Source organism: Bacteroides thetaiotaomicron VPI-5482 (genome assembly GCF_000011065.1).
In the GTDB taxonomy this organism is placed as follows: Bacteria; Bacteroidota; Bacteroidia; order Bacteroidales; family Bacteroidaceae; genus Bacteroides; species Bacteroides thetaiotaomicron.
This window is the reverse complement of record NC_004663.1, coordinates 1,983,049-1,996,545: the sequence shown is the minus strand read 5'-3', so window position 1 is coordinate 1,996,545 and position 13,497 is coordinate 1,983,049. Positions and strand designations below refer to the sequence as shown.

Here is a 13,497-nt window from a genome sequence, read left to right as displayed (position 1 = left end):
TCTTTTTTTTAATCCCATTTATAATCTTTCGTTACATCTTCTTTCAGAGCCGGTCCGAATTCGAATCCAGCTTCTTCGAACCATGCTTTGCGGTGAAGGATGTTCCGGTAGAACCGGTCGAAGTCAAGCGCTTCCCCCTCGTGCCACATCTGTTCGGACAGAGCGAGGATGCGGGGGAAAAGTCGTCGGTCTATCATTCGTTCCGTGACTCCGTCGTCGGTCCATAATGCGCAGCTCATGCCAAGTATCAGCGGATTTTTCTCGCTGATGGCTTTGTCGGAAGGGTTGTTCAGATAGACATCTTTCAAGTCGAACGTACGTGCTTCCGTATATCCTTTCCACGGGGTGACGGGGAAGTTCAGATACGTATAGTAGTTGGAACTGCAAATGACCGGATAATGGTGTTTGACGGCGTTTCTGAGTGCGAGGTCTTTGTGTCCCCGATAGTTCCACCACTGGATAACAGTATTGTCCGGCAACGGGTAGCCGTCATGATAGACTACGTCGCCCCAGAAGATGGCTTTCCGTCCTTTCGACTTCAGATAGTTTGCCATTTGCGCAGAGAACCATAGCTGGAGGTCGTGACTGTCTTTCAGTCCTTCTGTGGTAATCCTTTTCCGGCAATCCGGGCATTGATCCCAGTTGCCTTTCGGGGCTTCGTCTCCGCCCAGATGTATGTAGGGAGAAGGAAAGAGGGCGCATACTTCATCCAGTACGTTTTTCAGGAAACGGAGAGTTCCGTCTTTTCCTGCACAAAATATGTTCTGGGTAAATCCGCTTTGCGGTATCTCTACCGGCAATCCGAAACAACCGAGCTCCGGATAGGCAGAGAGAGCAGCTTCGGCATGGCCCGGCATATCTATTTCGGGGACGATGGTGATATTCCGTTGACGGGCATATTCGATGATATCCCGTATTTCTTCCTGTGTATAGAATCCCTGCTGTTCTTCTCCTTTGCCTACCGAACCGCCAGTCCGGGTGAGGTGCGGATATTGCTTGATTTCGATGCGCCATCCCAGTCCTTCGGTCAGATGCCAGTGGAAGTAGTTCATTTTGAGCAGTGAAGCCATGTCGATATACTTTCTGATGGTGGTAATCTTCTGGAACTGACGTCCGGAGTCCAGTAAGAAGCAGCGCCACTGTGTGCGGGGATAGTCCGTCACGCTTGCGCAGGCAAAGGTGATAGATCCTGCTGAACCGGCTACCCATTGGCGTAGCGTTTGTACGGCATAGGTGAATCCTCCTTTGTCGGAGGCGCTGATTACCATCTGTTGCGGATGAATCTTGATCCGGTAACCTTCGGGGGGCAGGGATGAGTCGGTTATCCAGCAGATATCGGCTTTGGATTCTTTTTTTTGCCATTTGATGGGAGTGTGGGAGAGTACTTCTTCTCGAAAAAGGTTTAGATAAAAAGCGGTAGTGTCTTCGGCGTACATAGAAACCTTTTTCCCTAAAATCAGGTTGCCTGTCTGCATTTCTACTTGATTGGGGGTAGGAAATACGATTTGGGCGCGGACGGCGACTGTGTACGATAGAAGAAAGAGAGCTGTAAAAATTAGGTGCTTCATGGGGTACAGTGTGTTTATTTAGATTTTGTAAGAGTCGGCAAAAGGATTACCCGTATTAGTCTGATGTCTCAAAAATACGAATAAATTTCAAGTACTCAATTATTCTTTTGAGTAAACTTACGAAATCAATACAGTTAAAAAGGGAAGAGGCAGTGTCAAATATCAAGGTCTTTCAGCCACGCTAATGACGAAATGCTTGTCCTGTCATTGGGATGACTGTCAAGAAGAGCCAATATTTGCCACAGCCTCTTCCGGTTAGTTCCGGATTATCCGGTTGGTGATGGATTACCGGTTAATTTCCTTCCTCCCATCCCGGATTCTGTTCGAGTTGGGGATTCAGTACCCGTTCGTTGCGTGGAATAGGATTGAGGTAATAGTAATCCGGCCATAGATGATTCTGTTTCGGATGGAATTCGAGATATCCTTCGGAGCCGCCACCGTCGATAGTCACATTGGTTCCTGCCGTGAAGTCGGATGCACGTACGTATTGTCCGAGTTTCTTCTTCAGTGCATAATGGCATTTCTTCCATCTTCTCAGGTCGTCGAAACGGAATCCTTCGGAGAATAGTTCGATGCGTCGTTCCCGTCGTATTTCCCATAATAGCGGACTCACTTCGTAGTCGTTGGGATAATCCGGATTTCCGAGATCACGTTTCGGGTCGAAGGCTGAGTTTATTTCCGAGACTTTCATGAGTTTTACATTGGCACGCGGGCGCAGTTTGTTGATTGTGACGTCGGCAACTGTCTGGTCAAACTCGCCGAGTTCGCACATGGCTTCCGCGTAGTTCAGCATGACTTCTTCGATGCGGAAAATAGGCATATCCGTCTCTTCATTTCGTTGGCTGCCCATGCTCAGGTAGCAGCAATAGTATTTCCAGTTGTTATATCCGAAGGCAGACTTGTACCACGGCTGGTTCTCCAGATAGAAGTCAAAGTGAGGCGATGCACCCAGAATACCACCGTCATATCCTTGACGGAATGGCAATAACTTCTGTCGTTCCTTGCTGGTGCCGTACCCGATTCCCATGCGGACGGTGAGGCTGTCGATAAAACTGCGGTCTTTGGAGTTATCCGTAAATTTCCATTTATTGTCCCAGGCTGTGCTGGAAGCCGAACGGTCTACCCGGTAAGGAGGAGTGACGTGCAGCCACAAACGATGGTCACGGTTGCTGAACTCGTCGTATATATCCTTGTCACCCAGATAGGCGTCACTCGTCCAGCGTGGCTTTCCGTCCGTGCACAGGTAACTGTCCACTAAGTCGCGGGTCGGATTGTAAAAGGAGGTAGCGGTCGTTCCCCCGATGCTGACAGCGTGCACTACACCGACAGCATCCGAATATTCTCTGTACAGAATGACGCCGGTAACATCTTTCAGTTCCAGTGAACAGAACAGATCGTCGTAGCAGTCCGCCACGTTCGGATAAGTCTGCATCAGTTCGGCGGATACCCGTTTGCATTCCCGCAGATAAGTTTCGGCGTTGTTGAGTCCGTGATATTTACGCCAGGTACCTTCGAAAAGGCAGAAACGGGAGAGTAAAGCCTGTACACAAGCCTTGTTGATGGTGTTTCTGCCTTCTCCGTTCACGTTGATATTCTTTTCGGCAAATTGCAGGTCTTCCAGAATGTGACCGGCTATTTCATCTCTGGAGGCACGAGGGCCTTTGATCAGTTCTGTTTCGTCGTCGCTCAGCACATGATCAATCCAGGGTACGCCACCGTAAGCCGACAGGAGAGACAGGTAGCGGTAACTACGGAAAAAGTAACCGACGGAACGCCAGTTCGCCTTTTCTACATCCGTCATTTTCGAACCGTCAATGCGGTCGAGCATCAGGTTGACCCTCCGGATATAGCTGTAATAGTTCCAGGAAGTATTGTCTTTCTTGTCGGGGATGGTCACCAGTTTTCTGATCCAGTTGCTTTCGCTGGTTCCTCTTGTCTGGTTGTACGAGATGTCGTCCGTAGAATTTTCCGAGCCATAGCCCAATGAAGGCAGGGTTTCATACAATCCCCAGGCGTATGCCTTGAAATTGTCGTATGTTTCAAAAGCCGTTTCGGCAGTCGGGTCTCCCAAAGGATACCTTTCCAGGAAATCGTTATTGAGACAGCTTGCTAACAAAACTGTACATATAAAGATTAAATATTTTCTCATAATACATTGGTTATTAGAATGTAACATTGATACCGAAAGAGAATTTTCTCATGAACGGATATTCCCAGGCACCTTTTGACAGCATATCGGTTTCCAGTCCTTCCGGCAGGTGATCCCACGTGTAGAGGTTCTCTCCGCTGAAGAATACTTTCACATCGTCGAAGTAGAGACGCTGGGACCATACTTTGGGCAAGGTATAGGAAAGCGTGATGTTTTGCAGTTTCAGGTAAGAGGCGTTGGCGAGATACTTCGACTGTTTCCAGTGGTTGTAGCTTGTGTTTACCCCGTCGTTGGAATACACACGCGGATAATAGGCATTGGTGTTAGTCGGAGTCCAGAAGTTGAGAGTTTCTTTGAACAGGCTTCCCCAGCCTCCGGTAGGCCATGCGATCTGGTCGGTGCGCCAATAATCCCGTTTGCCTACGCCTCGGAGGAAGATAGAGAGGTCGAGTCCTTTCCAGCTGATTCCTGCGGTGATGCCGTAGTGGAAACGCGGAGTCGAGTTACCGATGATACGCTGGTCGCCGGGATTGTCGGCGGTTCCTTCGCCGCTCCAGATGGTTTCGGTATCGTCATCGAAGTTCTTATACAGCACGTCTCCCGGAAAAACTTTTCCTGCTCCTTTCGGAATGGGGATTCCCGGTTTTAGTGTACCGTCTGCGTTGAAGTCGTCTTCCGTGTAGAAGCGGTCGGTGACATATCCCCAGATTTCTCCCATTTTCATGCCTTTGCGGTAAATCTTGTCGCCTAGCAGGTTGGTCTCATTATTGTATTTCGTGATTTCACTTTGTGAGTCGTACAGGTTGAATCCGATCCGGTAGCTCCAGTCCTTGTTGATGCGGTCTCTCCAGTTCAGTTCCAGTTCCCAGCCGTACGTCTTCAGGTCAGCGGCGTTCTGTTTGGCGGCGGTGGCTCCCACTACCCACGGTAGGTCCATACCGGGTGCCAGCATCCCTTTGGTGTCGCGGCGATACCAGTCGAAAGTACCGTTAAAGCGGTTGTCGAAGAATCCGAAATCGACTCCGAAGTCCAGTGTATATACCTTTTCCCACGAGAAACTGCTGCTGACCATTGCCGGTGCATTCAGTGTAGTCGTCTTTTGTCCGTCCACCAGCCATTCTGTCAAGTAAGGTGACATGGAAGGGATGTAGGGATAGTTTTCCGGAGTGTTGTCCGGCTTCAGTATGATCTGGTTGCCGATAGAGCCCCATGAGGCACGTAGTTTCAAGTTAGACAGGAAGCTTTTGGTATTCTTCATGAATGCTTCTTCCGAAATGCGCCATCCGGCGGAGAAGGAAGGGAAGAAACCGAAACGGCTGTCTTTCGGGAAACGGGATGTACCGTCGTAGCGTCCGTTGGCTTCGAACATGTATTTACCGTCGTAAGTGTAATTGACACGGTAGAACAAACCTCTGATAGCATATTCATCGAAACTGTCGGTGACGGATGCCGTTCCGGTAGAACCGGAGAGCGACGGCAGATTTTCCAGTAATACGTCCGTGCGCTGCGACCATTGCGATTCCTTATGACTCTCTTCCTGATTGTAACCACCCATAATAGAGATATCATGTTTACCTATTGAAAAGTCGTAATTGGCGAATGCGTTAATAGCGTTGTAATTGGTGAAACCTTGCGTCAGGGCATAACGTGAGTTCTCTACATTGTTCAGCAGCCCTGTAAAGTTGAATCCTATATACTTGTATTTGTTGACGTACATCCGGTTGTACTCGGTGATCCGGTTGTAGGTATATTCACCTGTTATTTTCAGTCCTTTCAGCGGAGAGATGATGACACGTCCCAAAGTACGCAGGTTGGTCTTCTTGATCACCCTCGGTTCTCCGTAGCGTACGAAAGTAGCGGACGTTTCGGCAGGATATTCGATGCCGTCTTGTTCGTATGGCAGGATGTTGTGGTAGGACGGCAAGTACATGGCACTTCCCCAGACACCGTTTCGTCCGCCTTGCTCCACTTTGTTCTGGGTGGAGTTCGCGTATCTGATATCCAGTTGGGTGGTCAGCCACTTGTTTACGTCGACACTCAGGAAGCTGGACATATTGATACGGTCGAATTTGTCTTTGTCCGTTACCAGAATGCCGTCCTCACCGGTATATCCCAGGCTTAGTCGGTAGCTGGTACGCTGGCTGCCTCCCGATACGGAGAAGCTGTGGTTCTGCATGAATCCGAAGTTATCCATCATATCGGCAAACATATCATTCTCCCGCATCAGGAACAGGTTGCCCTGATCGTCGAAAATATATCCGTTCGGATAATTGGAAGGATTCGCCTGATAGTCTCGTATGTAGCCTTCCCATTGGGTGATGTTTTTTCCGTCTACATAGGTATCGTTTGCCCATCCCATTTCCTTGTACGCCAGTACCGATTCCAACGGACTTGCTTTCTGCGGAAGCTCCGATGCTTTCGAGAAAGAGAAGTTGTTGTTGTAATTGAATCTGGGAGCCATGTCCTTTTTACCCTGCTTCGTAGTAATCAGAATCACACCGAAAGCTGCGCGGGCACCGTAGATAGCTGCGGAAGCGGCATCCTTCAAAATAGAGACAGATTCAATATCCTGCGGATCAATCATGTTGATATCCATCGGTACGTTGTTGACCAATACGAGAGGCTCACCACCATTGATGGAGGTTGTTCCACGGATATTGTACGTCATGTCGTCTCCCGGAGTTCCCGTTGTCGATTCAATTTTTAGTCCCGGCACGACTCCTTGTAGGGCAGCCGAAACGTTGGTAATCGGGCGGTCGCCCAACGACTCTTTGATATTTACAGAGGCTACAGCGCCGGTCATATTCACTTTTTTCTGTGTACCGAATCCGATGACTACCACTTCATCCATAGTCTGGGTATCTTCCTGTAGCTGTATGTTGAAAAGTGTCTTGTTTTTGACTGTTACTTCTTGTGTGACGTAACCGATATAAGTAACCCGTAACTTGCTGTTGGCAGGCACTTCCAGTGAGAATTCCCCGTTCATGTCGGTAATGGTCGCCTGTTTGCTGCCGTCGACCAGAACGTTTGCTCCAATTAGAGGTTCACCTTGCGCATCTGTTACGGTTCCCCGTATTTTTATGGACTGCTGGGTAGAAGTAGTATTGTTGGGGGCTGCTTCTGCCTTTGCCGGGACAGGAATGATAATAATATGCTTACCTTCTTGCCTGTAAGTGAATCCTGTTCCTTTGAGTACGGAGTTCAGAACGGAAGAGACTGCTTCCCTAACAAAATTGGCGCTGACCTTTTGTTTCACGTCCAGTTTCGTCTGATTATAAGCGATACTAAATTCGGTCTGATCTTCAATGATTTCGAATACTTTTAATAGAGGTTGGTTTTTCATAGATACCGTTATTGGCTGATTTTGCCCATAGGCTATGTTATAAAAACATAAAGCGAATAACAATATATAAAATTTATGAATTTTTACGGGATAACCTATGCCCGACAATTTATAAAATTTCATACTTTTGTGAGTTAATCATTAATACTAATTTAAGTGTACACAACTAATTTAAATGAAGTAATTTTGATTTGGGGGAGTTGGTATCCGCGAAATATCGACTCCCTTTTTTCTGTCTATCGGCCTCCTTTCTTATTTAGGGGTGAATAAATTAAGAGAATGTTCTCGTCTTCGACTTTATAGTCTATGTTTCCTATGGTTTTGGTCACGATATTCATGATCTCCTTGATAGGGGCTTTTTGTTTGAACTTGATGGTATATACATCGGTGGTAGCCAGATGCGGAGGGACGATGATGTGTATGTCGTATATTCTCTCTATCGTAATGAAAATATCGCTGAGAGTCATTGCCGCAAAGTTCAGCTCGCCTCTGGTCCAGCCGGAGTAGACAGAGGCGTCGATAATCTTTTTATTAAATTCTCCGGACGGGTTGTCATATTCCAGTTGTTCGTTGGGTGTGAGGGTGATGATATCCTCATTGTTTGCTTTCTGAACGACTACAGAGCCCGATTCCAGAGTAGTGGTTGTCTTCTCATCTTCCGCATAAGCGTGTACGTTGAATTTAGTTCCCAATACTTTCACTTTCAGATGGTTGGTCTTGACGATGAATGGATGTTGCTTGTCTTTCTTTACGTCAAAATTGGCTTCTCCTATCAGATATACCGAACGGATATCTCCTGTGAACTTTTGCGGATAGACCAGTAAGGTTCCTGAGTTGAGGTATGCTGTGGTGCCGTCGGGCAAGGTAATCTGCTTTTGTTCGCCTCTGGGCACATAGTACTCGACAAGTTCTGTATGCTCTTCATTCGATTGTATATATAGGTAGGATGCCACTATAGAGAGTAGGGGAATCAATAATACAGCCGCCACTTGCGCCCATCTGCGTAAGGTATACCTTGCGGTTGCCTTCCGCTGTCGGGGGGCAATCTTCCTGCGGAAATTCTGATAAGAACGTTCGGTACCTGCATCGGCCTTGAAATTCTGGTCTTCCCATAATTCCATCAATGCTTCTTCTTTCTCTGCCTGTTCACTGGAGTCGACAAGCCATTTCCATAACTTCTCTTTAAGTTCAGGACTGAACTTATCGGAAGTAAAGTTTTTAATTATTTTATGAGCGTTCGACATATTAGCGCATTTTAGGTGTGGTTACATATATAAGATACGTAACTGATTAATTACGCACAGTCTCTATGCTACTTTTTTTTAGAAAAATAGAATAAAGGTTATGAATAATATTTTTCGGATGTCGGTAAGTGCTTGTGAAAGGTGGTTCTCTACTGTTCGTTTGTTGATGCCTAGTTCGCGGGCTATTTCTTCGTTGTTCATTCCTGATTCCCGGCTCATCTTATATATTTTCTGTCGTTGCGGAGGCATTTTTTCTACAACCATTGTCACCAATAGTTCGAGTTCTTTGAGATGGATGGTGTCATCTGTTTCGTTGCTTTCCTGTGGCGGGCTATACTTTTCAGTTTCTTTCTGCTGATAGTTCCTGAACAGTAGTGCGCGTTCGATGTGCCGGTATACCGCATTTTTGGAAATGCGGAAAAGATAAGGTTTAAGGTTATTGATGGTATGGAGAGATGAGCGGTTGTTCCATAACGTAAGAAAGATGTCCTGCGATAAATCTTCGGCCTCTTCCTGCGATTGCAGTAGTCCGTTGATAAACCCTTTGATGCGGGGATAGTAGTATAGGAAGAAAGTTTTAAAGGCTTTCTCATCTCCTTCGCTAATAGCCTTCAGAAGTTGTTTTTCGTCAAAGGTTTCCATTGGGGGTATTTTTTTGTAAATGCTGTAAACCCTGCAAAAATAAGTAAATTTTGTATCGAACCCCGTTTATTAACATAAAAAACTCTTTCGGCTAGTATATAATTAGTTCAAAATCTGCGTAAATAGGAAGATGATCACTGATTCCTCCCTGATATTTCATTCCTTTATAGGTACGGAAAGGTTCGTCGTCACCGTATTTCTTGTCTTCAGTTAATAGAAAGGGGAGACGGGCAACATTTGCCTTGTCTTCACCGGTGAAGAATTTAGAGGAAGCATCGAGTAAATTGCCGGATACAATCAAATGGTCGAGCAATCCCCATTCTCCGTGATATTTATAGGAGCCAAAATGGCGGGATGTTGCTTTTCGGGCAAGCAGATGGTAGAGTTTTCGGGGATTGGGGAAGGTGACTGAGTGTTTGGGGGCAGTAGCTTCTAATATCTCTTTGATGGATTTATTGGTTGGGTAGTCATTGAAATCTCCCATGATGACCAGTTGCGGATGAAGGCGGATGTTCAGCAGACTGTCGGCTTCTGTGCGTAGTATTCGGGCGGCGTGTAGCCGGTAAGGTTCTGATTCCTTGGCTCCACCGGACCGGGAAGGCAGATGGCAGACGATTACATCAAGTGTATCTCCGGTTAATAATAGTCCGCTGACGTGCAGTAAATCTCTTGTGGGGCGATGATGCTTGAATGAGGGAATGGGGATAGACCGGAAAGATAATAATTTGAATAGGTCACGTTGATATAATAAAGCGACATCAATCCCTCTCAGATCGGGAGAACTTGTCATAACATACCGATACCCCAGTTCCTTTAAAGGAGAACGTTGTGTGAGGTCACGTAGTACGCTGTCGTTTTCTACTTCACAAAGACCTACAAGGGCGGGTGGATTCCATTCACCGACGGCAGTGATGACACGGGCCATATCAGCCAGTTTCTTCTTGTACTTGGTGTAGTTCCAGTGACGGATAGCGTCGGGGAGAAATTCGTTATCGTTCTTTAGTGTGTCGTGGTGAGTATCAAAGAGGTTTTCAACATTCCAGCTCATGACACGAAAGGGGATTCGTTCTTCAGCGGAAGACTTCTTTTGGGAAACAGATTGTTTATTGCTGAACGATTCTTTTTCGATAAGGGAAGTTTGCCTTGTAAAGGATGTTTGCCCTATGATATAAGAGGGCACAAAAAAGAGCATTATAAAAAAGATGACGGTCATAACAAATATTTTTCTGCTATCACCATCATCTTTTCTATGATGTCTTACCTGACTGTTATTTCTTGGCAGGAACATGTGCCAGAATATCCAACAGGTGCTTCCAGAACTTCTCAACGGAAGGGATGTGCATCCGTTCGTCTGGAGAGTGTACTCCGGTGAGGGTAGGTCCGAAAGAAATCATGTCTAATGTCGGATACTTGTCGAGGAACAGACCGCATTCCAGTCCTGCGTGAATTGCTTTCACTTTCGCCTCTACACCGAAAAGTCGTTTGTAAGATTCTGCTGCCACTTCGAGGATAGCCGAATGAGGATTCGGCTTCCATCCCGGATAACCTTCACCGAAGGTCACATCGGCGCCTGCCAGCTGGAAGACGGCACGAACCGTATTCGCCATGTCATTGCGTGCAGATAAGATAGAGCTGCGTTGGCTGGTTTCGATGCGGATAATATGGTTCGGTTTCATTTTGACAGAAGCAAGGTTGGTTGAAGTCTCTACCAGTCCGGGGATATCCTGACTCATGGCATATACACCGTGAGGAGCAGCATACAATGCTTTCAGCAAGCGGGTAGTAGTATCCTGATCGATAGCCATCTTACGGGGAGTTTCCGATTCAAGAACCAGTTTCAGGTCCGGTTCGGTAACGGCCAGTTCGTTTTCTACTTCACTGGTGAAGATATTCAGTTCCGTGCGGACGTCATGTTTGGCATCTTCGGGAACTGCACAGATAGCGTATGCTTCGCGGGGGATGGCATTGCGCAGGTTACCTCCGTTTATTTCGCAGAGATACAGATCCTGACGGTTAGCCATTCGGGACAGGAATCGGTTCAGTATCTTGTTTGCATTGCCCCGTCCCAAGTGAATATCACCACCGGAGTGTCCGCCTTTCAGTCCTTTTACTTCTACTTTGAAGAAGAAATATCCTGCGGGGACTTCTACTTCTTTATAACTAAACTCTGCAACGGAGTCGATACCTCCGGCGCATCCGATAAAGATTTCTCCTTCATCTTCGGAGTCGAGGTTCAGCAGAATATCACCGCTCATGAAACCTTCTTTCAGCTCGAAAGCTCCGGTCAGACCGGTTTCTTCATCTACGGTGAACAGGCATTCCAGCGGGCCGTGCTCGATGCTGTCATCCGCCAGGATAGCCAGTTCGGTAGCTACACCGATACCGTTATCAGCTCCGAGGGTAGTTCCTTTGGCTTTCAGCCATTCTCCGTCTATTTCTGTTTCGATGGGATCGGTGAGGAAGTCGTGCTGTACATCATTGTTCTTTTCACACACCATGTCGATGTGCGATTGCAATATGACAGTCTGAAAGTTTTCTTTGCCCGGAGTGGCAGGCTTTTTGATCAGTACGTTTCCTGCTTCATCTACATTGGTCTCCAGGTTATGTTTTGCTCCGAATGCCTTTAGGTAGGCAATTATTTTCTCTTCCTTCTTGGAAGGACGCGGCACTTGGCAGATTTCCTCAAAATACTTGAATACGCCAGCCGGCTTAAGGTCTTTTTTTTCCATGCTTTTTTCTTTTATAATAGGAATAGGAGGTTCATTTTGCTTCCTCTTATTGCTAAATATGGTTAATTTGCTTGACTTATCTGAACTCATTTCTCATTAAAGCCTATCTTTGCACTCACAAAATTAATAGAAATGGTTGAGACTATACTGATAACTTTGTTAATAGTTGCTATTTCCCTGCTATTATTGGGGGTGAAAGTATTCTTTACGAAGGGGGGGAAGTTCCCTAATGGTCATGTGAGCGGTAATAAAGAGTTGCGTAAGAAAGGAATTGGTTGTGCGCAGTCGCAGGATCGTGAAGCACAAAAGAAATCACGTTTTTCTATTGATGAGTTGGAAAAAGCCTTGAACGATAGTATGAACTAATTAATTAAAAACAATATTTTAGAGTTATGAATAGAATAAACTACCTCATGAACGGTTTAGCTGCACTTGCGTTTATCGTTTTATTCTCACAATGCGCCGGCAAAGCTGATAATCAAGTTGCAACTACTCCGGCTTCGGCTAATGCAGAATTGTCTGGAATGAAAATAGCTTATGTTGAAATAGATACCTTGTTGGCTAAATACAATTTCTGTATTGACTTGAATGAGGCTATGGTAAAGAAGAGCGAAAATGTTCGCATGACGCTGAACCAGAAGATGACAGCTTTGAACAAAGAAAAACAGGAATTCCAAAAGAAATATGAAAGCAATGCTTTCCTTTCACCCGAAAGAGCTCAGCAGGAATACAATCGTTTGGCTAAAATGGAACAGGATTTGCAGGAATTGAGCAATAAACTTCAAAATGGCCTGATGGAAGACAATAATGCTAACAGTCTGCTTTTCCGTGATTCTATCAACGCTTTCCTGAAAGAATATAATAAAACTCGTGGATATAGCCTGATCTTCAGCAACACAGGTTTCGATAATCTGCTTTATGCTGATAGTGCATATAATATCACAAAAGAAATTGTAGATGGATTGAATGCCAGATATTCATCTGCTAAGAAATAAAAATGTTTTTTTAGGCCCTTGGGTTTCCTAAGGGCATTCATGATTTTAATAAATTGATGCCTGTTCAAGACTGAGAAGCTTTGAACAGGTTTTTTTTATTTCTCTTCTTTTGCTTCTTCCTGTGGAATGCGGAAAGCGGTGTAAAGTTCAAGTACGGCAGCGATAGTCAGGCAGGCAATCCATTCATTTCCGCGAGTGGTAAACATGAAAGCCCCCGTAAGTATCAGCGCAAGTGCTCCGAATATCTGCTGGATACGCAGACGTTTTAATATTTTGCTTTTTCCTTTAACCGGTGTGTTTACTTGTGCCAGAGCAATGAATCCGGCTCCGATGGTATAGATATAAGGAGCATAGTTCCATCCGGTGATGTATACGGCAGCCCCTGTGAGAGCCATGATTGCGCCTACGGCGAAAAGTGCGGGTACTAATTGTTTCATTTATTATCTTCAAAAACGTAAATATCTTCGTTGGGCTTCTTCATCAGATACTTTTCACGTGCCACCTGTTCGATAGCATCCGGATTGCTGTTCAGCTCGTTGAGACGTTTGGTGTTCTCTTCGTAGTCCGCCCGGTATTTTTCTATCTCTTCTTTCAGCTGGCTGATTTCGCGTTCGTATCCCAGACGGCGGAACAGGCTGTTCTCGTCCAGAAAACCAATGATAACAGCAAATGCAACGACGGTGATAAGATACTTGCGCCGGCATATGAAACTCCAGATAGTGATCAGTTTATCCATAATTTCTCTTTTTTATATCCGCAAAGATAAAACTAATAACTTAAAAACTTACCGCTTTAGGTTCAAAACTTCTTTCTCTATCCTTTATTAC

11 protein-coding genes are annotated in these 13,497 nt (G+C 45.8%); 2 read left to right on the top strand and 9 right to left on the bottom strand.

All coding sequences use genetic code 11. The features are described from left to right. Window positions 1–8: 8 nt before the first annotated feature. The 7 genes from BT_RS08220 to BT_RS08190 form a co-directional block, all read right to left on the bottom strand. Window positions 9–1,568 carry a beta-N-acetylhexosaminidase gene (locus tag BT_RS08220; RefSeq protein ID WP_011107895.1) on the bottom strand — a complete coding sequence of 520 codons (1,560 nt, stop codon included), beginning with the start codon at window positions 1,566–1,568 and terminating at the stop codon, window positions 9–11. Between the two features lie 292 nt (window positions 1,569–1,860). After that, window positions 1,861–3,717, bottom strand: a complete 1,857-nt coding sequence (locus BT_RS08215; protein WP_011107894.1) for a RagB/SusD family nutrient uptake outer membrane protein — start codon at window positions 3,715–3,717, stop codon at window positions 1,861–1,863. A 13-nt stretch (window positions 3,718–3,730) separates the two neighbouring features. Further along, complete coding sequence (locus tag BT_RS08210; protein WP_011107893.1) at window positions 3,731–7,183, bottom strand: TonB-dependent receptor; 3,453 nt, start codon at window positions 7,181–7,183, stop codon at window positions 3,731–3,733. 113 nt (window positions 7,184–7,296) lie between these two features. Beyond that, complete coding sequence (locus BT_RS08205; RefSeq protein ID WP_011107892.1) at window positions 7,297–8,304, bottom strand: FecR family protein; 1,008 nt, start codon at window positions 8,302–8,304, stop codon at window positions 7,297–7,299. Between the two features lie 78 nt (window positions 8,305–8,382). Beyond that, window positions 8,383–8,946 (bottom strand): RNA polymerase sigma-70 factor, encoded by a 564-nt coding sequence (locus BT_RS08200; protein ID WP_008767907.1) that lies wholly within the window; start codon window positions 8,944–8,946, stop codon window positions 8,383–8,385. 91 nt (window positions 8,947–9,037) lie between these two features. Continuing rightward, complete coding sequence (locus tag BT_RS08195; protein WP_032841461.1) at window positions 9,038–10,234, bottom strand: endonuclease/exonuclease/phosphatase family protein; 1,197 nt, start codon at window positions 10,232–10,234, stop codon at window positions 9,038–9,040. After that, a complete protein-coding gene (locus BT_RS08190) occupies window positions 10,215–11,675 on the bottom strand; it encodes an aminoacyl-histidine dipeptidase (RefSeq protein ID WP_008767909.1) in 1,461 nt (486 codons plus the stop codon). The genes BT_RS08195 and BT_RS08190 overlap by 20 nt, the downstream gene beginning before the upstream one ends. Window positions 11,676–11,807: 132 nt before the next feature. Here BT_RS08190 and BT_RS08185 point away from each other — a divergent pair, with 132 nt between their 5' ends. Both BT_RS08185 and BT_RS08180 read left to right on the top strand, forming a co-directional pair. After that, window positions 11,808–12,041 (top strand): hypothetical protein, encoded by a 234-nt coding sequence (locus tag BT_RS08185; RefSeq protein WP_008762116.1) that lies wholly within the window; start codon window positions 11,808–11,810, stop codon window positions 12,039–12,041. Window positions 12,042–12,067: 26 nt separating this feature from the next. Continuing rightward, window positions 12,068–12,670 (top strand): OmpH family outer membrane protein, encoded by a 603-nt coding sequence (locus tag BT_RS08180; protein ID WP_008762117.1) that lies wholly within the window; start codon window positions 12,068–12,070, stop codon window positions 12,668–12,670. Between the two features lie 95 nt (window positions 12,671–12,765). Here BT_RS08180 and BT_RS08175 read toward each other — a convergent pair whose 3' ends face one another. Then, on the bottom strand, window positions 12,766–13,107 hold the full coding sequence (locus BT_RS08175) for a hypothetical protein (protein WP_008767910.1): 342 nt from the start codon (window positions 13,105–13,107) through the stop codon (window positions 12,766–12,768). Continuing rightward, the gene (locus tag BT_RS08170) at window positions 13,104–13,406 is read right to left on the bottom strand and encodes an FtsB family cell division protein (protein ID WP_008762119.1); all 303 of its coding nucleotides are present in this window, start codon (window positions 13,404–13,406) and stop codon (window positions 13,104–13,106) included. Before BT_RS08170 ends, BT_RS08175 begins: the two co-directional genes overlap by 4 nt. Window positions 13,407–13,497 lie beyond the last annotated feature (91 nt).

Bases quoted from the DNA above. Each gene is read 5' to 3' on its own strand.
- BT_RS08175 (WP_008767910.1), bottom strand. From the start codon at position 13,107: ATGAAACAATTAGTACCCGCACTTTTCGCCGTAGGCGCAATCATGGCT.
- BT_RS08195 (WP_032841461.1), bottom strand. From the start codon at position 10,234: ATGTTCCTGCCAAGAAATAACAGTCAGGTAAGACATCATAGAAAAGAT.
- BT_RS08205 (WP_011107892.1), bottom strand. From the start codon at position 8,304: ATGTCGAACGCTCATAAAATAATTAAAAACTTTACTTCCGATAAGTTC.
- BT_RS08185 (WP_008762116.1), top strand. From the start codon at position 11,808: ATGGTTGAGACTATACTGATAACTTTGTTAATAGTTGCTATTTCCCTG.
- BT_RS08200 (WP_008767907.1), bottom strand. From the start codon at position 8,946: ATGGAAACCTTTGACGAAAAACAACTTCTGAAGGCTATTAGCGAAGGA.
- BT_RS08170 (WP_008762119.1), bottom strand. From the start codon at position 13,406: ATGGATAAACTGATCACTATCTGGAGTTTCATATGCCGGCGCAAGTAT.
- BT_RS08210 (WP_011107893.1), bottom strand. From the start codon at position 7,183: ATGAAATTTTATAAATTGTCGGGCATAGGTTATCCCGTAAAAATTCAT.
- BT_RS08215 (WP_011107894.1), bottom strand. From the start codon at position 3,717: ATGAGAAAATATTTAATCTTTATATGTACAGTTTTGTTAGCAAGCTGT.
- BT_RS08220 (WP_011107895.1), bottom strand. From the start codon at position 1,568: ATGAAGCACCTAATTTTTACAGCTCTCTTTCTTCTATCGTACACAGTC.
- BT_RS08180 (WP_008762117.1), top strand. From the start codon at position 12,068: ATGAATAGAATAAACTACCTCATGAACGGTTTAGCTGCACTTGCGTTT.
- BT_RS08190 (WP_008767909.1), bottom strand. From the start codon at position 11,675: ATGGAAAAAAAAGACCTTAAGCCGGCTGGCGTATTCAAGTATTTTGAG.